The 22,428-nt window shown below is 37.9% G+C and carries 27 protein-coding genes and 1 pseudogene; 18 read left to right on the forward strand and 10 right to left on the reverse strand.

What is annotated here, in order from left to right:
• Positions 1-9 precede the first annotated feature (9 nt).
• From F5ESL0260_RS03970 to F5ESL0260_RS03990, 5 genes and pseudogenes are all read right to left on the reverse strand, one after another.
• Complete coding sequence (locus tag F5ESL0260_RS03970) at positions 10-999, reverse strand: Abi family protein (RefSeq protein WP_122025952.1); 990 nt, start codon at positions 997-999, stop codon at positions 10-12.
• A 451-nt stretch (positions 1,000-1,450) separates the two neighbouring features.
• Positions 1,451-1,915 (reverse strand): annotated as a pseudogene (locus tag F5ESL0260_RS09530) (DUF3862 domain-containing protein); the annotation flags it as partial.
• Positions 1,916-1,933: 18 nt separating this feature from the next.
• A complete protein-coding gene (locus F5ESL0260_RS09455; RefSeq protein WP_158593812.1) occupies positions 1,934-2,080 on the reverse strand; it encodes a hypothetical protein in 147 nt (48 codons plus the stop codon).
• Positions 2,081-2,180: 100 nt separating this feature from the next.
• Positions 2,181-2,597 carry a hypothetical protein gene (locus F5ESL0260_RS03985; protein ID WP_122025955.1) on the reverse strand — a complete coding sequence of 139 codons (417 nt, stop codon included), beginning with the start codon at positions 2,595-2,597 and terminating at the stop codon, positions 2,181-2,183.
• A gap of 473 nt (positions 2,598-3,070) precedes the next feature.
• A complete protein-coding gene (locus F5ESL0260_RS03990) occupies positions 3,071-4,423 on the reverse strand; it encodes a Mur ligase family protein (protein ID WP_122025956.1) in 1,353 nt (450 codons plus the stop codon).
• 145 nt (positions 4,424-4,568) lie between these two features.
• Here F5ESL0260_RS03990 and F5ESL0260_RS03995 point away from each other — a divergent pair, with 145 nt between their 5' ends.
• The 18 genes from F5ESL0260_RS03995 to F5ESL0260_RS04080 all read left to right on the forward strand — a co-directional run bounded on the left by F5ESL0260_RS03995 (position 4,569) and on the right by F5ESL0260_RS04080 (position 18,558).
• Entirely contained in the window at positions 4,569-5,168 is a 600-nt protein-coding gene (locus F5ESL0260_RS03995; protein WP_046324704.1) for a thymidine kinase, read from the forward strand.
• A 17-nt stretch (positions 5,169-5,185) separates the two neighbouring features.
• Entirely contained in the window at positions 5,186-6,274 is a 1,089-nt protein-coding gene (prfA, locus tag F5ESL0260_RS04000; RefSeq protein ID WP_110445990.1) for a peptide chain release factor 1, read from the forward strand.
• Complete coding sequence (gene prmC / locus F5ESL0260_RS04005; protein WP_122025957.1) at positions 6,267-7,115, forward strand: peptide chain release factor N(5)-glutamine methyltransferase; 849 nt, start codon at positions 6,267-6,269, stop codon at positions 7,113-7,115. Before prfA ends, prmC begins: the two co-directional genes overlap by 8 nt.
• The gene (locus F5ESL0260_RS04010; RefSeq protein WP_122025958.1) at positions 7,115-8,119 is read left to right on the forward strand and encodes an L-threonylcarbamoyladenylate synthase; all 1,005 of its coding nucleotides are present in this window, start codon (positions 7,115-7,117) and stop codon (positions 8,117-8,119) included. Before prmC ends, F5ESL0260_RS04010 begins: the two co-directional genes overlap by 1 nt.
• An 85-nt stretch (positions 8,120-8,204) precedes the next feature.
• Positions 8,205-8,834: a uracil phosphoribosyltransferase gene (gene upp / locus F5ESL0260_RS04015; RefSeq protein ID WP_046324708.1), complete on the forward strand. Its 630-nt coding sequence runs from the start codon at positions 8,205-8,207 to the stop codon at positions 8,832-8,834.
• Between the two features lie 117 nt (positions 8,835-8,951).
• The gene (gene atpB, locus F5ESL0260_RS04020) at positions 8,952-9,665 is read left to right on the forward strand and encodes a F0F1 ATP synthase subunit A (RefSeq protein ID WP_046324709.1); all 714 of its coding nucleotides are present in this window, start codon (positions 8,952-8,954) and stop codon (positions 9,663-9,665) included.
• An 18-nt stretch (positions 9,666-9,683) separates the two neighbouring features.
• Positions 9,684-9,908, forward strand: coding sequence for a F0F1 ATP synthase subunit C (atpE, locus tag F5ESL0260_RS04025; protein WP_034981200.1), 225 nt, complete (start codon positions 9,684-9,686; stop codon positions 9,906-9,908).
• 45 nt (positions 9,909-9,953) lie between these two features.
• Complete coding sequence (gene atpF / locus F5ESL0260_RS04030) at positions 9,954-10,466, forward strand: F0F1 ATP synthase subunit B (protein WP_122025959.1); 513 nt, start codon at positions 9,954-9,956, stop codon at positions 10,464-10,466.
• A complete protein-coding gene (gene atpH, locus F5ESL0260_RS04035) occupies positions 10,466-11,014 on the forward strand; it encodes an ATP synthase F1 subunit delta (protein WP_122025960.1) in 549 nt (182 codons plus the stop codon). Before atpF ends, atpH begins: the two co-directional genes overlap by 1 nt.
• A gap of 14 nt (positions 11,015-11,028) precedes the next feature.
• A complete protein-coding gene (gene atpA / locus F5ESL0260_RS04040) occupies positions 11,029-12,540 on the forward strand; it encodes a F0F1 ATP synthase subunit alpha (RefSeq protein ID WP_122025961.1) in 1,512 nt (503 codons plus the stop codon).
• A gap of 11 nt (positions 12,541-12,551) precedes the next feature.
• On the forward strand, positions 12,552-13,514 hold the full coding sequence (locus F5ESL0260_RS04045; RefSeq protein ID WP_122025962.1) for a F0F1 ATP synthase subunit gamma: 963 nt from the start codon (positions 12,552-12,554) through the stop codon (positions 13,512-13,514).
• A gap of 22 nt (positions 13,515-13,536) precedes the next feature.
• A complete protein-coding gene (gene atpD, locus F5ESL0260_RS04050; RefSeq protein WP_046324714.1) occupies positions 13,537-14,976 on the forward strand; it encodes a F0F1 ATP synthase subunit beta in 1,440 nt (479 codons plus the stop codon).
• An 11-nt stretch (positions 14,977-14,987) separates the two neighbouring features.
• Positions 14,988-15,425, forward strand: a complete 438-nt coding sequence (locus F5ESL0260_RS04055) for a F0F1 ATP synthase subunit epsilon (RefSeq protein ID WP_046324715.1) — start codon at positions 14,988-14,990, stop codon at positions 15,423-15,425.
• 74 nt (positions 15,426-15,499) lie between these two features.
• Positions 15,500-15,730, forward strand: a complete 231-nt coding sequence (locus tag F5ESL0260_RS04060) for a DUF1146 family protein (protein ID WP_034981184.1) — start codon at positions 15,500-15,502, stop codon at positions 15,728-15,730.
• Between the two features lie 81 nt (positions 15,731-15,811).
• A complete protein-coding gene (locus F5ESL0260_RS04065; RefSeq protein ID WP_046324716.1) occupies positions 15,812-16,801 on the forward strand; it encodes a rod shape-determining protein in 990 nt (329 codons plus the stop codon).
• Positions 16,802-16,817: 16 nt separating this feature from the next.
• Positions 16,818-17,111: a membrane protein insertion efficiency factor YidD gene (gene yidD / locus F5ESL0260_RS04070; protein WP_046324717.1), complete on the forward strand. Its 294-nt coding sequence runs from the start codon at positions 16,818-16,820 to the stop codon at positions 17,109-17,111.
• 8 nt (positions 17,112-17,119) lie between these two features.
• Positions 17,120-17,347, forward strand: coding sequence for a DUF2969 domain-containing protein (locus F5ESL0260_RS04075; protein ID WP_110445998.1), 228 nt, complete (start codon positions 17,120-17,122; stop codon positions 17,345-17,347).
• Between the two features lie 17 nt (positions 17,348-17,364).
• Positions 17,365-18,558: an FtsW/RodA/SpoVE family cell cycle protein gene (locus tag F5ESL0260_RS04080; RefSeq protein ID WP_122025963.1), complete on the forward strand. Its 1,194-nt coding sequence runs from the start codon at positions 17,365-17,367 to the stop codon at positions 18,556-18,558.
• 45 nt (positions 18,559-18,603) lie between these two features.
• On the opposite strand, the gene F5ESL0260_RS04085 is transcribed toward F5ESL0260_RS04080, so the two are convergent.
• From F5ESL0260_RS04085 to rpsD, 5 genes are all read right to left on the reverse strand, one after another.
• On the reverse strand, positions 18,604-19,059 hold the full coding sequence (locus F5ESL0260_RS04085) for a universal stress protein (RefSeq protein ID WP_046324721.1): 456 nt from the start codon (positions 19,057-19,059) through the stop codon (positions 18,604-18,606).
• A 44-nt stretch (positions 19,060-19,103) separates the two neighbouring features.
• Entirely contained in the window at positions 19,104-19,385 is a 282-nt protein-coding gene (locus F5ESL0260_RS04090) for a hypothetical protein (protein WP_122025964.1), read from the reverse strand.
• A 448-nt stretch (positions 19,386-19,833) separates the two neighbouring features.
• A complete protein-coding gene (locus tag F5ESL0260_RS04095; RefSeq protein ID WP_122025965.1) occupies positions 19,834-21,135 on the reverse strand; it encodes a replication-associated recombination protein A in 1,302 nt (433 codons plus the stop codon).
• Positions 21,136-21,603, reverse strand: coding sequence for a YueI family protein (locus F5ESL0260_RS04100; protein ID WP_122025966.1), 468 nt, complete (start codon positions 21,601-21,603; stop codon positions 21,136-21,138). It abuts the gene before it with no gap.
• A gap of 70 nt (positions 21,604-21,673) precedes the next feature.
• Positions 21,674-22,285, reverse strand: coding sequence for a 30S ribosomal protein S4 (rpsD, locus tag F5ESL0260_RS04105; protein ID WP_046324725.1), 612 nt, complete (start codon positions 22,283-22,285; stop codon positions 21,674-21,676).
• Between the last annotated feature and the right edge of the window lie 143 nt (positions 22,286-22,428).

The raw sequence follows: 22,428 nt of genomic DNA on the forward strand, positions 1-22,428 counted from the left end.
TTGTATTATTCACTTTACCTTCAGGATTGCACGATAGTTTTTTGGAAAATGCATATCGTGTAGGATTGCAGCAAAACTTACAGATTGAAAACATGGCTCATATTTGTCAAATAATTTATAAAGTTGTTTGACAAAATCGTAGTATTCTTTTTTACTTAAAACTAATTTTAGGGCAACTATTAATTCGAAGACACCGCTTTGACTGTTAACAATAAAATTATTGAGTTTTAAATCCTGCTTTATCAATCTAAATTTTTTAGTTTTTAAAACTAATTTGTTATAGGTGATTTCATCATGGGCTACAGAATTTCTAAAATAATTTACTAAAATATTTAAAGTTTCAATAGATTGGGGTTGAATTTTAATTTTAGTTTTATAGTTGCGTTTATATTTTAGTGAAAAGTCGCTAGCTATAACTCTTTTGATTTTATCTGTACAAACACTGTAAAAATAATTTAATTCTCCAAAAGTTAAATAGTTTACAAGAACCCAAAGAGGTACATGCTTATGCTCATTGACATAATGACTGATAGCATTCTTCTTATTGGCGTTTCTTTTAATTTCATTAGACAAATTGCTTATCGTTTTTACTATAGAAACTATTTTTTCTTTATCGTTTGAATAATTGTCTATTGCTAGATAGGAATGGGGTTCTTTGTATTCTTCAGAAAACCTATAAGATATTTCGGAGCCTAAATTGCTTTCATATTCCATTAATGGTGTATATAGAATTCTGCGCAAGTTCTTGTCAAAATCGTATAAACTCTTTATTTCTTTAAAACTAGCATTCTTTAAATATTTTTCTGGTGATACAGGGGTACCATTGGAATCCCTCTGTAAGAATAATTGCTTGTATCCATTAACTATTGAATAGTAACCATGTTCTTCTAAAGCACGTTTATCACTAGACTTTACCGTAAGACCTCTTTCGCGAAGAATTTTCATTTGTTGATTATGACTTTTAAACGGTTTTTTATTAATAAAATCATTTACTGACATTTGTATTCCTTAAAAATTATTTAGGTAAAACAAAAAGCCCCATATCCGTAATAATACAGAACATGAGGCATTGTTAGTTCGACACCTACTCCTCGGGCCCTTCGAACTTGATCCATATTCGTATTATAGCAAATTTATTTTTATAGTAAATATACAATATTTGGTAGTTTTTCTTCAAAAATCACTAAAAATAGAGAAGACTACACAACATCTTGTGTTTTTTTACATATTACCTATAAAAGAAAAAGTTATATATCTTGAACCATTTTTACTCAAATTTAATGTTTATATAAATTTGCTGTAGGTCAAGTATCGCTATTTTGATGGACATTTGACATTTCATTTACCATTATTTTCAAACTTTTTACTACGATCCATACAAACCATATGTACTGAGACTCAAAAGCTAGACAACTTTTGTAGTTTTATTTCTCTTCTAACAGAAACTACTTTATTTTAAATTAGTTTCTGTTTTAGACACTAGTTTATCATCGGCAAATATGAAACTGGCATTTGCTCCTGCATTTTTTCCTTTAATTCCAGTGAAGTAAACCGCAGTTACATTTTTCTTTCCTAAAACGACATTTTCGTTCAATCCGTCGGGTTCACCATAAGTGTTGACAAGTGTACTGTAAGAACTACCTGTTTTTATTGAGTTAAATGCTTTAAGCGTTAGCTTAGTGCTGTTTCAGCTCCATTTAAAGCCTGATACCGTTTTGGTAATAGCCTTTTTATGACTAAATTGAACCATTATTGTAGTCCCATATTTAGTCCATGAATATGATTTTACCTTAAAGCCTTTGACCTCAGTTGATGAAATCGAATTTGGCTGACCCAAAATGTTTTTCACATCTTTAAGAGTGCTCCCGCCATTACCTTGTTGCATGATGTCACCGACTTGAATTTTGTTAAAAGATTTTCTAAAAGATGTTTTTTAAGTATTCGTTTTCTTTACTTTTTGGCTGCTTTTCGGCTTATTGCTATCAGACTTATTACTACTGCTATTCTTAGAACAACCAACTAAGGATAAGGCTACTAAACAAATAGGAGCTACTGACAATACATTCGTATGCTTTTTCATTACTTCCTCCTATATTTAAAACTATATGTGTTGGGTCGTTAAAAATTTTTTGATACTTTACGAAATAGATTTGCTATATTAATGCCCCTTATTGTAATCATTAATTGACTTTAGATAGATCAGAATAGGTGATGATAAAGGAGCCAAGTACCGATTTCACTTTTTTGATTTTTAGGAAAACAGTATCTCCTTTTTTAGCGTTGGGGTTTTCTGGACTAACGAAATTAAGATGTTTACCGGTTTCCATGTTGTAACCGAAAGAACTTTGAGGTTCGAATTTCTTAATTTTAAATTGTACGGTCTTACCTTTTAAATTTTTACCTTTACTGAGGGCAGCTTCCGCAGCTTTAATATTGGGATAGTCTGCCACTTTAGGTTCTGGTTTCTTTTGTTGATGAGTGGTTTTAACAGATTTATTAGGACTTTCTTTACTAGTCTTATTGTTAGAACAACCTGCAATTGTCAGTGCCGCTAAAACAGTGGTGCCAATCGAAAGGGTTTTCTTAAATTTAACCATTACTTCCTCCTGAAGCGATATTGCCGTAGGTTTGGTGTCTCTGGCGTGGTGGACAGAAATACCTGATAGCAGAAAATTAAGGACAGTTTCTAAATTTATAATCAATTTCTAATCAAGTATACTTTAATTTTATCGTACATTGTTAATACCGTAAATGATATTCCCCAATCTTATTTACAGCAAATTAAAGATGTTTTAATGCTTAAAATATAATTTTCATGGTGTTTTAGCCAAATGTAAAAAATATGCTGGAAAAGATTTAACTCTGCAAGTGGGAGCTATCGGGATCTATATCGTTGTATCCCAATACTCACCTAGGTATAAATACATTGGTTTTAAGTTCAAAAACAAACTAAAAGGACTAACCTCCGATTGAATATCGGAGGTTAGTCCTTAGTTGAGCTAATAAAGTGTCCTAATTTTAGGGTTCACATCAATGAAGCATTTTACAGGTTTTATTGAAATTATTACTTTTACATCCCAGCCTTAATTATCTTCTTTTCAGCCATAGTCTTACGTAAAGAGAGCATAGCAGTATAGGTAGATAAAATGTAAACTTTTTTAGTAGGCAGATTAGCAATATTGGCAATTACTTCCTCATTGTCAGTGCAGGTAACCATTTTCCCCGGATCAAAGCCGGCAACTTCCAGGCGAAAGCCCATGTCATGCCAGCGCTCTCCACCAACCAGGATTTTTTTAATTTGATCGCGATTCAAGTCTTCAAACTGACCATCCCAAATCCAGGAAGTGTCGATGCCGTCAGCGTGGTTGGCATTAAGCAATGTAACTAAGGAATAATCATCTTTTTCAGTGTTAAGCATGTGCAGCACTTCATCTAATCCCACCGGATTTTTAACTAAAATCAGGTCAATTTCTTTTCCTTCATATTTAATTAATTCTTGTCTGCCAAAAATCCGCTTGTTTTTAGCAAAAGCCTGAGCAATTTCTTCTTCACTGAGGTCAAAATAACGCGCCACTGAATAGGCAGCTAGAGCATTATAAATATTGTAAGTTCCGCCAATGTTGATAGTATAGTTTTTACTGCCCATTTGAAACTCAAGGTTATTCGGCGTCTGCTCAATAATTTTGTTCACAGAATAGGTTAACTCGGGTCTGCGATAGTTGCAGTTGGGGCAGAAAAAATCTCCCAGATTGGCGTAAATCCTTTCATGATAATGTAAGATATGATCACAATCAGGACATAAGATGCCGTCAGTATTAACTGGAGCCTTGGTATCATTTTGCGGATTATCATTTGGCAGTTTAAAGCCATAAAAAATTTTAGGATTAGGCAAGTCGACTGAAGAAAAGATGCTAGCATCACCATTGGCTATAATAGTAGCTTCAGGTGCTAATTTAATGCCATCTACAATTTTTTCGTAAGTGGTGTAGATTTCCCCGTAGCGATCCATTTGGTCGCGAAAGATGTTGGTAAGAACAAACACACTAGGATGAAGCAGTTCCGTTACCATTTTGACATTAGCTTCGTCAACCTCTAACACTGCAATCGGTCTGGAAGATTTTTTCTTTTTATGGGCTAAAAAAGCCGTCACGATTCCTTGTTGCATATTGGAACCTGATGGATTGGTTAAGACGTCACCGTATTTTTCTCTTAATGCCGCCACAATCAATGCGGTAGTCATGGTTTTACCGTTTGTTCCTGTAACAATGACCGTTTCATAGCCGTCAGCCAGTGTCTTTAAAATCTCCGGATCAAGATTCATTGCCAGTTTGCCGGGAAAACTAGTACCACCTTTTAAAACGTTATGTAAAAACCAGTAGCTTAATTTACCCGCGCTTTTTGCTATTACAGATTTAAAACTCATATTTTTCCCTCGCTTTAAAATCATTATCAACTATAGCATAGCCATAAACCGAAAACGAGTTTTTATAACCATTTAACTACACATATTTTATTTTTACATTATACTAGATAAGTTAGATGAATTTAAATGAAACAAAGGAGCAAAAATGGCACAATTATTTTTTGAGTACGGCACGATGAGCAGCGGCAAAACTTTAGAAATACTGAAGGATGCTCATAACTATGAGGCTCAGGGGCGCAAGATTGCTTTGTTAACCAGTAAAATTGATAATCGTAGTGGTGTAGGCACTGTGGCTTCAAGAATTGGGCTCCACCGAAAGGCAGTTCCGATCGACCATGATTTTGATATTTTTGCTTATATAAAAAAATTGAACGAACAGGAAAAAGCACAAGGTGATGGCGCGATCGCCTGCGTTTTTGTCGATGAAGCCCAGTTTTTGGAACGTCATCATGTGGTAGAATGTGCCAAAATTGTTGATGATTTATGCATTCCTGTCATGACTTTCGGCTTAAAAAACGACTTTCAAAATAATTTATTTGAAGGAACCAAGAATTTGTTGATTTTTGCTGATAAAATAAAAGAGATCAAAACAATTTGCCACTACTGTGGTAGAAAGGCTACAATGAATCAACGGATACACAATGGTAAACCAGTTTACGAGGGTGAACAGGTTCAAATAGGTGGGGATGAAAGTTATTACCCGGTTTGTCGGTTTCATTATTTTCATCCGCATCAAACAAGATAGGAAGGGATTAGAACAACATGGATAAAATTATGGCACAGCTTGAAAGTCTTGTTGCTCATTATGACGAATTACAGGAAATGATGGCTGACCCGGAAGTTATCAATGATACCAAAAGGTACATGGAAGTTTCTAAGGAAGAAGCAGATTTACGCGATGTAGTTGAAAAATATCGCAAATATAAGGCTGATAAAAAAGAAATTTCAGACAATAAGGATATTATTGCAAACGAGAGTGATTCAGATTTGGTTGAGATGGCCAAAGATGAAAATAACGAATTAGAGCAGGATATTGCTAAACTTGAAGATGAAATCAAAATATTAATGTTGCCCAAAGACCCTAATGATGATAAAGACATTATTATGGAAATTAGAGGAGCAGCTGGTGGTGATGAAGCTTCCTTGTTTGCCGGAGACTTGCTCAGAATGTATGAAAAATACGCGGAAAGACAAAACTGGCAGGTTTCTATCGTCGACAGTGAGCCAACTGAAGTAGGTGGCTATAAACGAGTTGCCATTATGATCACTGGCAACAAGGTTTATTCAAAACTTAAATATGAAAACGGAGCGCACCGCGTGCAACGCGTTCCTGTAACTGAATCTCAAGGCCGTGTTCATACCTCAACTGCTACAGTGGCAGTCATGCCTGAATATGAGCAAGTTGACCTTGATCTGGATCCCAAAGACATTAGAGTTGATGTTTATCGCTCAAGTGGTGCTGGAGGCCAGCATATTAACAAAACCTCCAGTGCTGTGCGCATGACGCACTTACCTACTGGTATTGTAGTGGCAATGCAGGATCAGCGTAGTCAACAGCAAAACCGGGAAAAAGCCATGCAGATTTTAAAATCCCGTGTTTACGACTACTACGAAAGTCAAAACCGTGATAAGTATGATGCTAAGAGAAAAAATGCTGTTGGTACAGGTGACAGGTCTGAGCGCATCAGAACTTATAATTACCCGCAAAACCGGGTAACTGACCATCGTATCGGTTTGACTCTTAATAAGCTTGACCGGGTAATGAATGGGGAACTTGATGAAATTATTGATGCTTTGATTTTATATAATCAAACAAAGCAATTGGAGGAGCTGGCCGAACAGAATGTCTAAAATTGACACTTTAAAAAGCTTGAGAATTTGGGCTGCTGAAACTGCACCAGAACAAAGACCAGAAGATATCGCTTTTTTGCTAGCTGAAAGACTGCAGCTGAGTCCTAGTGAGTTTCAATTAAAACAGGACATGGAATTATCACCAGACCAAATTAAGCAAGCACAAAAGGATGTGCGCAAGCTGGCTAAAGGGATATCGCCTCAGTATATTTTGGGTTACTCCTGGTTTTTTGGTTATAAAATTTTAGTGCAGCGCGGAGTTTTAATTCCCCGTTTTGAAACTGAAGAGTTAGTGGAATGGGCTTTAGCAAATCTGACCAATGGTGATAAAGTGCTTGATTTAGGAACAGGCTCCGGCTGCATTACAGTAGCTCTAGCTAAAGAAGCTGCTAAAAAGCAGATTACCGATCTTGATTTATATGCTTCTGATATCACTGATGCTGCATTAAGAACTAGTGAAGAAAACTTTTTGATTCATAAAGTTGATGTTACTGTTAGAAAAGCAAACATTTTAATTGGCCTGGAAAAGTTCGATAAAATCATTTCAAATCCTCCCTATATAAAGGAAACGGAAAAAGATGTGATGGACCAAAACGTATTGCAAAATGAACCCCAGGAGGCACTTTTTGGTGGAAAAAATGGTATAGAATTTTACCAGAAGTTTGTCAAACAAGTGCGTGATCACTTAAACAGCGGGGGAGAGTTTTTCTTGGAATTTGGCTTCAGTGAAAAAGAGCAGCTGGCAGATTTATTTGGACGGGAGCTGCCGGATTTTACCATTGAATTCAAAAATGATTTAGCTGGAAAGCCACGCATGGTTAAAGGAAAGTGGAATAAATAATGGAAACTAAAATTTTTTCACAGGATCAAATAGATGATGCAGTAAAATTACTCGCTCAAGGTGAATTGGTTGCTTTTCCGACAGAAACAGTCTATGGCTTGGGTGCCATTGCCACAAATGAAAAAGCTGTAAAAAATGTTTATAAGGCTAAGGGACGTCCTAGTGACAATCCGTTAATCGTAACAGTTTCTGATGCTCAAATGATGTCTCATTATGCAAAAGAGGTGCCAGAGCGTGCTCAAAAGTTAATTAAAAAATTTTGGCCAGGTCCTTTAACCCTTTTGCTTTATGTTAAACCTCGCAGTCTGCCTAAAGCTGTAACTGGTGGTCTTGATACTGTGGCTTTTCGCTGTCCTAATGATGACTTAACTCATCAGTTGATCAGTAAATTGGGTTACCCAATTGTTGGACCTTCCGCCAACACTTCGACTAAGCCTAGTCCAACGACAGCTGCGCATGTTTATCATGATTTAAAGGGCAAAATTGCGGGAATTATTGATGGTGGACCTACAGAAGTTGGATTAGAATCAACGATTATAGACTTGTCTATAGCTACGCCCATTGTTTTACGTCCTGGTGCAGTTACTCCCGCAGAGTTAAGTCAGGTTTTGGGTGAAAAAGTTTTAATTAACAGTGGTAAAGTTGCTGATAAAGATGTTCCGAAAGCTCCAGGAATGAAATACCGTCATTATGCTCCGAGTGCACCCGTAGTCGTGGTTGATGATCCAGAAGACTTTGCTAACATTGATTTAACCAATGCAACAGGAGTAATGGCATTAACAGATGTGCTTGAAAAAATTAAGCTGCCAGCCGCAAATAAATTTAATTTAGGTAAAAACTTGTTAGAGGCCGACCATAATTTATTTGGCGGTTTACGCTACTTCGATGATAAACCAGAGATCAAACAAATTTTTGTGCAGGGATTTAGTGGCAGCGAGAGTACTTTGGCATATATGAATAGGCTTAATAAAGCTGCCGCTGGTCATCATTATGTCAAAGAGTAAAAATTTTAGTAGCAAGGGACTTTAAACCCTCTGCTTTTTTTATTAAAATACACGTAAACGTAATTATGTTTATAGGAGGAAAAAGATGGGCAAATTTACGGTTTTGAATCATCCGTTAATTCAACACAAGTTAACAATTATCAGGCGTAAGGAGACAAGTTCTAACGAGTTTCGGAGAATAGTTGGTGAAATCGGGGGACTGATGACTTACGAGATTACCAGAGATTTGCCGCTGAAAGATGTTGAAATTGAAACACCAATTGGCAAGACAACCCAAAAAGAGATTGCCGGCAAGAAATTGACTATTGTGCCAATTTTACGTGCTGGTATCGGTATGCTTAATGGTGTTATGGAAATGATTCCGTCAGCCAAGGTAGGAGTAATTGGTATGTATCGGGATGAAGAAACTCTTATGCCTCACGAATATTTCTGCAAAATGCCTAAAGACGTTGCAGAGCGTGAATGTCTTGTGGTTGACCCAATGCTTGCTACTGGCGGCTCCGCTAATATGGCAATTGGTGCGCTTAAAAAGCGGGGCGTTAAAGTGATTAAGCTGGCTGTTCTTGTAGCCGCTCCTGAGGGTGTCAAAGCTATTCAAGAAGAGAATCCGGATGTCGATATTTATGCTGCCGCCGAAGATGAAAAATTGTTGCCAAACGGCTATATTACACCTGGTTTAGGAGATGCAGGCGATAGATTATTTGGTACCAAATAATCTTTTTTATGTAAATTAATTGCAAAATACGCTTACATTTTTCACAAAATTATTGAATGGTGTTAATATTGTATGAGTGTTCGATAATATGGGCACGAGAAGGGAGGTCACGAAGAATTGGAGCAATCATTTGTTTTTAAATTTCTGGGTTTGACATTTGATCTTTCTGGGATCATTGGCTCAACTTTAATGGCAGCTGTAGTATTATTTGTCTGCATCTGGTTATCAAGAAAAGTTGAGATGAAACCAAATAAAAAGCAAAATATCATGGAATATTTGATTGACTTTACTGATGGAATTGTTAAAGACAATGTCAGTGATGTTGATGCACGAAAGCACCTTTCGCTTTATGCTTTTGTCCTTTTTATTTACATTTGGTTTATGAACCAGTTGGGCCTCTTCTTAGAGGTTAAAGCGGGAGACAACATTTTTGTAAAATCTCCCACAGCAGATCCGGTAACGACAATGTCGTTTGCAATGATGACCTTGCTTCTTTCATTCACATTCGGTATGCAGAAATTCGGTACTGGTGGCTACTGGCGTAATTATGCCGAACCTGTTAGTTTTCTTTTCCCGATCAATATGATTGAAGAAATTACTAACTTTTTGACATTATCTTTGCGTTTATATGGTAATATCTATGCTGGCGAAGTGTTATTAACTTTAATAGGTAATAGCTTTGCTCCTAGCTTTGGTGTTATCACTTTGGTGTTAGCAGCACCGCTTGCTATGATCTGGCAAGGATTCTCTGTCTTCATTGGCTCTATCCAGGCATATGTTTTCGTAACTTTATCCATGGTTTATGTTGGGAAAAAAGTTACAAAAGAATAATTTATTGGAGGTTTAAATATGTCACAAGCTTTTAAATATATCTCAGCAGCGATTGTAGCTGGTATTGCTGCATTGGCAGCTTCTTGGGGTAATGGTAAAGTTATCACTAAGACAGTTGAGAGCATGGCTCGTCAACCTGAAAGTGCTGGTAACTTAAGATCAACAATGTTTATCGGTGTTGGTCTGATTGAAGCCGTTCCTATTTTGGCGATTGTTGTTGCTTTCCTGATTCTCTTCGTTTAATTTTTTTATTTAAAACAATTTAGATAAAAGAGAGAAGGGCAGTAAATGACATTTCAAATTTTATTTGCAGCCTCGACAGGTCATATTTATCTGGGTAATACTATCTGGTATTTAATTGTTTTCGCAATTTTACTTATTTTGGTTAAACATTATGCATGGGGACCTGTTTCCGACATGATGGAAAAAAGACGCCAAAAGGTAATCAATGATCTTGATTCAGCTGCAGACAATCGCAAAAAGGCCGAAGTTTTGGCTAATGAGCGTGAAGCTGCCTTGAAGAACTCAAGACAAGAAGCAACGCAAATTCTTACTGATGCAAAAGCGAATGCTGAAAAAACCAGCACCCAGATTGTTGCAGAAGCTAATGATAATGCGGCTTCGATTCATGAGAAGGCAAAGGCCGATGCTGCTCAGGCTAAAGCGGATGCCTTAGATGAAGCTCGTGCACAAGTTGCAGATATTTCTGTCACGATTGCAGAAAAAGTAATTGCGAAGAACTTATCTGCTGATGACCAAAAAGATTTGGTTGATCAATTTATTAAGGGGCTGAATAAATAATGGCCTTAAGTAAAGCGGAAATTGCTGCACGTTATGGTACTGCACTATTTGATTATGCAGAAGATATGGCTGCTTTGGATACTGTTCATGCAGATATGCAGGAACTAGCTGAGGCTATTTCCAATTATCCGCAAATTTTGCAAGTTTTTAGCGACCCAATTTTTAATAGTACTGAAAAAGCAAAATCGCTTTCTGTGATTGAGCAAGGTCTATCAGAAGAAGTTCAGAATTTTTTGAACCTGTTACTGGATTATGATCATTTTATGGAATTGCCGGACATTATAAACTGTTTCAATGATTTGTATAATAAAAATCAAAAAATTGAAACGGGAGTTGCTGTTTCAGCAGTAGCGCTTGATCAAAGACAATTGCAGGAATTAGGTACTAGTTACGCTCGAAAATTTAATTTGCGAAAAGTCATTCTCACTAATGAGGTTGATCAAAGTATTATTGGCGGCGTGATTTTAAAAGTTGGTGATTGCGTAATCGATGGGTCAGTCAAGAACAAACTGAATAAGATTCGTGCGCAGTTAATTAATAAAAATTAAAAGAGGTGAAACCATTGAGCATAAAAGCAGAAGAGATTAGCTCTTTAATCAAGCAGCAGCTTGAACACTATGATGATAAACTCGACATTAATGAAGTTGGAGTTGTAACATACATAGGTGATGGTATCGCCCGGGCTCACGGATTGAACAATGTTTTGGCCAACGAACTATTGGAATTTGACAATGGTTCTTATGGTATTGCACAAAACCTTGAATCAAATGATGTTGGTATCATTATTCTAGGCAATTTTGATGATATTCGTGAAGGTGACCAAGTCAAAAGAACCGGTGAGATTATGCGTGTGCCGGTTGGTGATGCATTAATTGGTCGCGTGGTAAACCCTTTGGGGCAGCCAGTTGATGGACTTGGCGAAATAAAAACGTCAAAGACTCGTCCAATCGAGGCTTCGGCACCGGGTGTTATGGCACGCCAGTCAGTTAATCAACCGCTGCAAACTGGTATCAAAGCTATTGATGCCTTAGTGCCAATCGGTCGCGGTCAGCGTGAGTTAATTATTGGTGACCGTAAGACTGGAAAAACTAGTTTGGCAATTGATACTATTTTGAGCCAAAAGGGACAAGACGTAATTTGCATCTATGTCTTTATTGGTCAGAAGGAATCAACTGTCAGAGCACAAGTAGAAACTTTAAAGCGTTTTGGCGCAATGGACTATACAATAGTTGTCGAGGCTGGGCCAAGTGAACCCGCACCAATGCTGTACATAGCGCCATATGCCGGAACGGCAATGGGTGAAGAATTCATGTATAACGGCAAAGATGTTTTGGTAGTCTTTGATGATCTATCAAAGCAAGCTGTTGCTTATCGTGAACTTTCTTTACTTCTCCGTCGTCCGCCTGGTCGTGAAGCATATCCTGGTGATGTCTTCTATTTGCATTCACGTTTACTTGAACGTAGTGCGAAGTTGAGTGATAAACTTGGTGGCGGTTCAATGACGGCCATTCCATTTATTCAAACTGAAGCGGGAGATATTTCAGCTTATATTCCCACTAACGTGATTTCAATTACTGATGGACAAATTTTCTTGCAAAGCGACTTGTTCTTTGCAGGAACCCGTCCTGCCATTGATGCCGGTAACTCAGTTTCCCGTGTTGGTGGTAGTGCCCAGATTAAGGCTATGAAAAAAGTTGCTGGTACGCTTCGTACCGACCTGGCAGCTTACCATGAACTTGAAAGTTTTGCTCAGTTTGGTAGTGATTTGGATCAAGCAACTCAAGCTAAGCTTAACCGTGGACGCAGGGTGGTTGAAGTGTTAAAGCAGCCACTTCATACACCAATTCCAGTTGAAAAACAGGTTATTATTCTTTATGCCTTAACTCATGGTTATCTTGATTCCGTTCCAGTTGATGATATTGCCAGGTTTGAAAAAGAATTATATGACAATTTCGATACTAATCATGCAGATTTGCTAGAGCACATTCGTAAGACTGGTGAATTGCCGGATGAGAAGAAATTACAAGAAGCAATTTCTAAATTTGCGGATAGTTTTTCACCAAGTAATAAATAGGAGGTAGTTATATGCCTGCATCTTTACTTGCGTTGAAGAAGAAAATAGCTTCAGTTAAGCAAACTGGTAAAATTACTGAGGCCATGAGAATGGTTTCGGCATCAAAGTTAAACCAAACTGAAAAGCGGGATAAGGGGTACACGATCTACAATGATCACGTACGGCAAACTTTATCGCGCTTGATGAGTGCTGAAGTCGTCAGCCATTTGCGTAAGGCACATGTTGCAATTGATGAAGACAGCATTAGCAAAATCGATTATGAAAATGTCTTTGGTTTGGGTGTTGTTTCCGATATGGTTCAAGCACGCAAAAAGGTCAATTCCACTGGTTATTTGGTTATTACCGGTGACCGTGGTCTTGTTGGTTCTTATAATAGTGCTGTCATCAAAAACATGATGGGATTGTTTGAGGATTCGAAGGCTGAACACAAAGATATTAAGGTTTTGGCTGTTGGCTCAGTCGGTGCTGATTTCTTTAAGAAAAACAAGCTGAACGTTGTTTATGAAAATGACAGTATTAGTGACGTACCTACTTTTGATGAAGTTTTACCAATTGTTTCAACTGCAATCAAAATGTATTTGAACGGAGTTTATGATGAATTATATGTATGTTATACTCATCACATCAACTCACTTTCATCTGCATTTCGGGTTGAAAAAATGTTGCCAATCGTTGATATTGATATTGGTGTCAAAGAAGCTAAAGCCCATCAAGATTTGGAATACGATATCGAACCTGATGTTAATGCTGTTTTAACCACACTAATTCCCCAATATGCCCGTTCTACTATTTACGGTGCTATTCTGGATGCCAAAACTGCTGAACATGCCAGTTCAATGACTGCCATGCAGAGTGCTACGGACAACGTTGACGATTTGGTTTCGAGTTTAACTACTAAATTAAACCGTGCAAGACAAGCAGAAATCACTACTGAAATTACTGAAATTGTCAGTGGTGCTAACGCTTTGAAATAATTAAGAAAAGGAGGTAGATGTTTTGAGTGAAGGTGAAGTTGTTCAAGTAATCGGCCCAGTTGTCGATGTCAAATTCCCGCTTGACAAAAATCTGCCTGATATTGACAATGCTTTGCGCGTCGTTAAGTCGGACGATGAATCTGTTGTTCTCGAGGTTACACTAGAGCTTGGCGATGGTGTTTTAAGAACAATTGCGATGGAATCTACCAATGGTCTTAGACGCGGAATGAAGGTTGAAGACACAGGTGGCCCTATTTCAGTGCCGGTTGGTAATGATACTTTAGGACGTGTTTTTAATGTTTTAGGTGAGCCTATTGACAACGGTCCTAAATTTGCAAAAGATCATGCTCGTGACAGTATTCATAAGAATGCTCCTAAATATGATGAATTAACAACGAGTCAGGAAATTCTTGAAACCGGTATTAAGGTAATTGATTTACTTGAACCTTATGTCCGTGGAGGAAAAGTCGGTCTGTTTGGTGGTGCCGGTGTTGGTAAAACCACTATTATTCAGGAACTTATCCATAATATCGCCCAAGAGCATGGTGGTATTTCAGTCTTTACTGGTGTTGGTGAAAGAACACGTGAAGGTAATGACCTTTACTTTGAGATGAAAGCATCTGGAGTTTTAAGCAAAACTGCCATGGTCTTTGGTCAAATGAATGAGCCGCCTGGTGCCAGAATGCGGGTAGCACTGACAGGATTAACGCTGGCAGAGTATTTCAGAGATGTTGAAGGCCAAGACGTTTTGCTCTTTATCGACAACATTTTCAGATTTACTCAGGCTGGTTCGGAAGTTTCAGCTTTGCTGGGACGGATGCCAAGTGCCGTTGGTTATCAGCCAACCTTGGCAACAGAAATGGGTCAGTTGCAGGAAAGAATTACTTCTACCAAGAAGGGTTCTATTACCTCAATTCAAGCGGTCTATGTTCCTGCTGATGACTATACTGACCCGGCTCCAGCTACTACTTTTGCTCACCTTGATGCTACTACCAATTTGGAACGTAGTTTAGTTGAGCAAGGTATATACCCGGCTGTTGACCCGCTGCAATCTACTTCTAGTGCATTAGACCCTGAAATTGTTGGCCAAGAGCACTATGAAGTCGCTACTGGCGTCCAGCATATTTTGCAAAGATACCACGAATTGCAAGACATCATTTCTGTTTTGGGAATGGATGAATTATCTGACGAGGAAAAGGTGATAGTTAGCCGTGCTCGTAAAGTTCAATTCTTCTTATCGCAAAACTTCTTTGTGGCTGAACAGTTTACTGGTGTGCCTGGCTCTTATGTTCCAATTAAAGAAACTATTAAGGGCTTTAAGATGATTTTAGATGGTCATTTAGATGATCTTCCAGAAGACGCATTCCGTAGTGTAGGCCCAATTGAAGATGTTTTGAAAAAAGCAAAGCAAATGGGTGTAACTCCGAGTGATCCTGAAGCTAAAGCATTATTAGAAAAGTAAGGTGATGTCAAATGGCAGATCCAGAAAAACTTTTTATGGTAAATGTTGTAACTCCAGATGGTCTAATATTTTCTCATCATTCTAGTATTGTTGAAATGCGTGCAATTGATGGTCAACGTTCAGTGATGTATAATCACTTACCGATTTTGACTCCGCTAGCAATAGGTGAGATTAAAGTTAAAAGAAGTCGGGAAATGAACAATATTGTCAACCATATTGCTGTTAGTGGTGGCTATTTTGAATTTTCAAATAATGTGGCTACCATTATTGCTGACAGCGCTGAGCGGGCAAATAATATTGACGTTTCCCGGGCTAAAGCAGCTAGAGAACGTGCTCAAAATGCACTGAAAAAGGCTCAGGCTGCCCATGATCAACGATCACTTGAGCGGGCACAGGTTGCACTTAGAAGAGCCGTTAACCGAATAAGTGTTTACAATTCAGTTAAATAGATTTAAAGTTTTAAGCGGATGCACTGCTTTTGTGTGTCCGCTTTTATTGTAACTTAGGAAAAGTGGAAAAGAATATGTTTCAACTTGGCGTTCATGCTTTAATTAGTATAGTAATTTATTTAATTACGATTGGTTTGTCCTTTCAGATTATGAAAAGTGTTCGTATTGAAAAGATAATTCGTAAAAACAGGATATTTGAAGCACAACTGCTACTTATCTTTGCTGCAATTGCTTTAGGCTTTCTAGTGGGTAATTTCTTTATTACATTAATTGATACTTCATTGCAGTTAAGTAATTTCTTTTAAGACTTGGTAAAGCGGATAAAGTCGCCGACAAACTTAAAATCTTTATGGTAAAATATACATTGAATATGATGGAGGATTATCGTGGCACGAGATATAGGAATAGATTTAGGAACAGCAAATGTGCTCATTAATGTTTCTGGTAAAGGAATTGTCTTAAATGAGCCTTCTGTTGTTGCTGTCAATACAAGTACAAATAAAGTAGTAGCAGTTGGTACAGAAGCCTACAAGATGGTAGGAAGGACTCCGGGGAACATCCGTGTAATCCGTCCTTTAAAAAATGGCGTGATAGCAGATTTTGATATCACAGAAGCAATGCTGTCTTACTTTATTGAAAAATTAAACGTTAAGGGCTTTATGTCCAAGCCAAATATTTTAATTTGTGCTCCGACAGGAGTAACATCAATTGAACAGAAGGCAATTATTCAGGCTGCGGAAAAATCGGGTGGAGGCAAAGTTTACCTTGATTTTGAGCCTAAAGTTGCTGCTGTAGGTGCAGGGCTTGATATTTTCAAACCTCAAGGCAACATCGTAATCGATATTGGTGGTGGTACTACTGATATTGCCGTTTTATCAATGGGTGAAATTGTTACAAGTCAATCATTGCGTTATGCTGGGGATCATATGAATCAAGCTGTTGTTTCTTACATTAAGAACAAACATAACTTGCTAATTGGCTCACGCACTGCGGAACAGATTAAAATCGAAATTGGTAGTGCTTTTGAACCTGATAAGAACGAAACTATCACTGTTCGCGGTCGCGATGTGGTTGACGGTCTGCCAAAACAGGCTACTGTTACTGCGCCTGAAATTCAAGAAGCTCTTCATGATGGCTTGATGACTATTATTGCTGCTACTAAAGAGGTTTTGGAAAAAACGCCACCGGAGCTTTCTGCGGATATTATTGACCGTGGAATTATGCTGACAGGTGGTGGAGCATTGCTTAAGAATATTGATAAGCTAATTTCTTATTACCTTAAGGTACCAGTATTAACGGCCGATCATCCACTTGAAGCTGTGGCACTTGGGACGGGAATTTTGCTTAAGAATATTGAAAAACATCAGCGTCACTAATCTTGGGAGGCTAGATTTGCGTAAAATTTTGATTTATTTGGTTAAAATCTACCAGAAGTTTATTTCTCCTGCTTTACCAAAATCATGCCGTTATTATCCAACATGTTCGACCTATATGGTTGACGCATTGACCAAATTTGGTCCTCTTTTAGGACTTATTATGGGAATCTCACGTATATTACGCTGCAATCCTTTTGTGCGTGGTGGTGTTGATCCGGTACCAGATAAATTTACAATTTTTCGTAATCCTCATCCAGAACGATATGAAGATGAGATTATTGCAAAGAAATTCCATCCTAATACGAAATAGGAGTATTTATGTCAAAAAAACCAGAAAATATTAATGTGGAAATTAATGAAATTAAGGGTAAGCAAAACCCAACCTGGGAAGTAGTAATTCCCCAGAAAAAATCTATTGGCGTGATTGAAAAAATTGCTGGCCGTTATCGGGCTACAACTGGCAAAACCAACAGCGTCTTGTATGCAAAAAGTTTGGAAAGCAGTATTAATGATTTGCTTTCATACTTCGCTTTGCATGAAAAATAATAGGTTGTGATTAATTAATGGTCAAAGTACAAAATAAAACCAATCTGTTTGATCGAATTGCCTGGAATATTGTTGTCCCTGTGCTCATATTGGCAGCTGTGGGCCTTTATTCCATTTATTTTGCCGCAATTGATGATCCCAGTCATATGGGAAGTCCAGTTAGGGCAGTGGCAATGCAAGGATTATGGTATGTTATCTCGATTGCCGCAGTTGCTTTTGTAATCCAATTTGATGCTGAACAGCTCTACCGCATTGCACCTTATGTATATGGTCTGGGGATAGTGCTTTTAATTGCGGTTTTGTTCTTTTATAATCGCAGTATAGCTGTAGATACTGGCGCTAAAAGCTGGTTTAAGCTGGGGCCAATTTCTTTTCAGCCATCAGAAGTCATGAAACCTGCTTTTATATTGATGCTGGCCCGGGTTGTGCGTGAGCATAACAATAAATTTGCTCACACAATTAAAAACGACTGGATTTTAATTGGTAAAATGCTGGCTTGGCTGCTACCGATTGCTGTGCTTTTAAAACTGCAAAATGACTTTGGTACGATGCTGGTCTTCATTGCAATTGTTGGTGGCGTAGTGCTAGTATCTGGTATTTCGTGGAAAATAATTGCGCCAATGTTTGTCGCTGTCTTTGTGCTAGGGGTCGTAGTTATTTATATGGTTACCACACCAAGTGGTCAATCATTTCTAAGTCATTTCTTTCAGCCTTATCAATTTAGACGCATTATGTCATGGTTGAATCCATCTAATGACACGTCAAAAGCTGCGTATCAATTATGGCAAAGTATGCAAGCGATTGGTTCTGGTCAAATATTCGGCAACGGCTTTGGTAAACTAAGTGTTTATGTGCCGGTCCGAGGCTCAGACATGGTTTATTCAGTGATAGGAGAATCATTTGGCTTTATTGGAAGTGTAGCAATCATTTTGCTTTACTTATACTTGATAGTGCAAATGGTACGGATTACTTTTGATACCAAAAACGCATTTTATTCTTACGTTTCTACTGGCGTTATCATGATGATACTCTTCCATGTATTTGAAAATATTGGTATGAGTATTGATCTGCTACCTCTGACCGGTATCCCGTTGCCTTTTATTTCTCAAGGTGGATCAGCCTTAATTGGTAATATGATTGGTATTGGTATGATTTTGTCCATGAAATTTCATAATAAAGATTATATGTTCAGTCAAGCAGGAGATTTCTAATTTATCTATACATAAAAAAGAGCATTTCAGTTGAAATGCTCTTTTTTAATTACTCAAATTTTCGTTAGAACGACAAACTAGCACGTCACAATCTGCAGTTCTAGTAACATATTCGGTAACACTACCGATTAATATGCGTTCAACAGCGTTGAGACCTGTAGCTCCTAATACGATTAAATCAATCTGGTGCTTTTTAGGGAATTGGTGGGCGATAATTGCTTTAGGAGCCCCAAATTCAATTGAATAGTGAACCTCACTTACTCCAGCTTCTGTAGCCTGTTGGTAGTAATTTTGCAATTTTTCTTTAGCATCGTTTGATACTTGTTCAACCATTTCTGAATCAAAGCTAGAAACATTTTGGAAGGATCTGGTGTCAATGACATGTAAAATTTCCAAAGCAGCTTCATTTCGCTTAGCCGCAGCGACCGCCTTTTTAAAAGCTAAATCAGCTTCTTTTGAGCCATCAACTGCGACTTGAATACGGTGATATTGTTTCATCATTTAAAACACCTCTCTCACCATTATTTTACCAAATTTTAGTCCAGTTAATCATCCTTTTGATTAAGTAAAAGACTAAAAATTAGGATAGTGATGCTGCTGAGAATTAAAGTAATAAGATTTAAGTATTTATTCTTCTGGAAAACTAAAAATAAACCCAAAATGGTCTCTATAATTAAAATAATAGCTGTCCAAGACATTAGAGAACTAAAATTAGAAATATTTTTACTGTTGTATATTAGGAAATGACTGTGCCGATTATGCCATAAGTAAAAGGCAGTCAATAGCAATACTGCCAGGTAAATTAGAATAACAATTTTAATAGCCATAAATTCTCCAAACAAAAAACGGTCCGCAGACCGCTTTCTAAATTTCTCAAGAAATCCGAGTCGTCGAAACATAGCAAAACAATGCTTGTTGAACCCGCAGTGTTCAAAAAATGAGATGTATCGCAACGAATATGGATCCTATCTTTGAAGATAGTTTTCCGATTCGAAAGTTATTTACTATCTCGCATGTCTTATGTTTGACCGGTCAACCTTATACAATTGAGCTAGTCGATCAACTCAGATCAACTATTATACTACTAAGCATCACGAGTTTTGTCAAGGCAGAAAAATTAGAGGGTACCTTTTTAGGATAGCTTTTAAGCTCCTGAACGAACTAAGGTTATCAATATACCGGCTTACTTTGTGCATGACCAAAATAAAAGGGCTGATTGCAAAATAAATCTTCGGCCAGCATCTACTAAAATATTTTCCTTCTATGCAAAACTAATTATTTTAGACCCTGTTTTTGCAATTCATGCAAAGTTTCGTATTGCTTTTTAAACCCTTTTTCTATTTTAGAATTGCCTTTAGGCTGAAAATATCGCGTGCCAACGAGTTTATCTGGTAAATATTGCTGTGGTACCCAATCATTCACATAAGAATGAGGATAAATATAACCATTACCGTGACCTAATTTTGCAGCACCACTATAGTGTGCATCTTTTAAAGTAGCAGGGATATTGCCATAGTCCTTATTTTTTACATCAGCTAAAGCCTGATCAATAGCACTGATAGCACTGTTACTTTTAGGTGATAAAGCCAGTTCAATCACCGCGTTAGCTAAAGGTATCCGCGCTTCAGGGAAACCCAGACTCTTAGCAGACTGAATAGCTATTTGAGCATGCTGAACGGCTGCGGGATTTGCAAGGCCGATGTCTTCATAGGCAATTACACTTAAACGCCTACAAATTGCTATTAAATCACCAGACTCAATTAGTCGAGCTAAATAATGCAAGGCTGCATCTGTATCAGAACCGCGAATTGATTTTTGAAAAGCAGAAACCAGATCATAATGCCCATCGCCCTTAGCATCAAAGTTTTGATTACGCAGCTGGATAGAATTGGCCATTTCATCTTGATCAATGATTAATTCAGTTTCATCATTTTTACCGGCAGCTATCATTTCCTGTTTCGTTGAGCGGACTGCAAGTTCGAGTCCGTTCAGTGTCGAACGTAAGTCACCGTTGCCTTTTTGCACTAATAATTCTCTGGCGCTTGAAGTCAATTTAACGTTGTACTTACCCAAACCAAGTTCACAATCTTTAAGCGCCCGGTCAATTGCTTTATTGACATCATTTTTTGCCAAAGGCTTTAATTCAAAAATCTGGCAGCGGGAACGAATAGCGGGGGAAATTGCTATATACGGATTTTCAGTTGTCGCACCGATCAAAATAATTTGTCCGGATTCTAAAAGAGGTAATAAAAAGTCCTGCTTGGTTTTATCCAAGCGGTGAATTTCGTCTAGGAGCAATATCACCGTACCACTCAATTTTCCTTCCGCGGCTACTTGCTCCAGCTGTTTTTTACTGTCTGTTGCAGCGTTAAGCTGGCGAAAAGCGTATTTGGTGGAACCAGCTATGGCACTGGCAATACTTGTTTTACCTATTCCCGGAGGACCGTAAAGAATCATCGAGGACAACATTTTGGCTTCAACCATCCGGCGAATAATTTTTCCAGAGCCAATTAAATGCTCCTGACCGACTACCTCATCTAACGTTTTTGGTCTCATTCTGTAAGCTAATGGTTTCATTTAATTGTCTCCATGAAAAAGTCGCTGCCAGAAACCAGCTTTTTTAGTTTTGCCACTAGTAAGCAATTCTTGGGGCATTTCGGGTGGATACACTTGACTTATTTCAATGCGCATTTTGTTAATTGCATTTGCAGCTACTACTAAGATTGCCGAGTCATTCGGACCCGTTTTTGCCGTTTCATTGTTAACGATAGTAAAAGAGATCTCGTATTTGCCACAACTAGTTTCCACTTGATCAACAAACTTATCGTGTAAATTGCCATTAATCAGGATATTGTAACCAATATAATCTTTAAAATGGCGTAAAAATAGGTTGGTTAATTTAGGATCTTGCACTTCAGCATTGGTCATTCTAACTAATACCCGCTCGCGAAGAGACCCTAAAAATCTTCTGCGTTCATCCGGCTTTGTTTGGGGTGTGATGCCTTGAGCAGCATTTGAAACTCTGGTATTTAAATCCTCTGTCATTGATTGGTACTCCTTTCGGGTAACAAAAACCCCTCTCCAAGAAGGAAAGGGGTTTGTAAAAACATGGAAATTAAAGTAACTTGTTGTAGTATTCAACAACTAGAGCTTCGTTAATTTCTGGTTCCATTTCATCACGTTCTGGAAGGCGAACAAGTGAACCTTCTACCTTGTTGTCATCGAATGAAACAAAGGATGGGCGGGATACAACTGCTTCAAGTGCATCCTTAACTTGTTGCAGGTTCTTTGACTTTTCCTTAAGACCAATGGTTTGACCAACCTTGACTTCATAGGAAGGAATATCAACACGCTTGCCGTCAACAGTGATGTGACCGTGGTTAACTAATTGTCTAGCTTGCTCTCTAGTAGTAGCCAAACCTAAACGGTAAACAATACTGTCTAAACGGCATTCAAGCAGAACCATAAAGTTAGTACCGTGTTCACCTTCACGGATCTTACCGGCACGTTTGAACAAAGTTCTAAATTGACGCTCATTTAAACCGTACATCCACCGTAACTTTTGCTTTTCATGCAATTGTTCGCCATATTCTGATAAACGACCACGTGAATTAGGGCCGTGTTGACCAGGGGCGTAGTTTCTACGACTAAGCTCCTTGCCAGTACCTGAAAGTGAAATTCCTAATCTTCTGGAACGTTTCCAACTTGGACCTGTATATCTTGACATAAAATCCTCCAATAAAATCTGATAACAGTTTTTGGAGTAAAATAATTACGTATAAGTTTAACATTCGTGCATCTTAATTTTCATTTTCGCCTATTGCAGCGTCGGTTACTCGTTCACTAAAACGTATTAAGATGTTGACGTTC

This window comes from Lactobacillus sp. ESL0260, from assembly GCF_003692935.1.
Classification (GTDB): domain Bacteria; phylum Bacillota; class Bacilli; order Lactobacillales; family Lactobacillaceae; genus Lactobacillus; species Lactobacillus melliventris.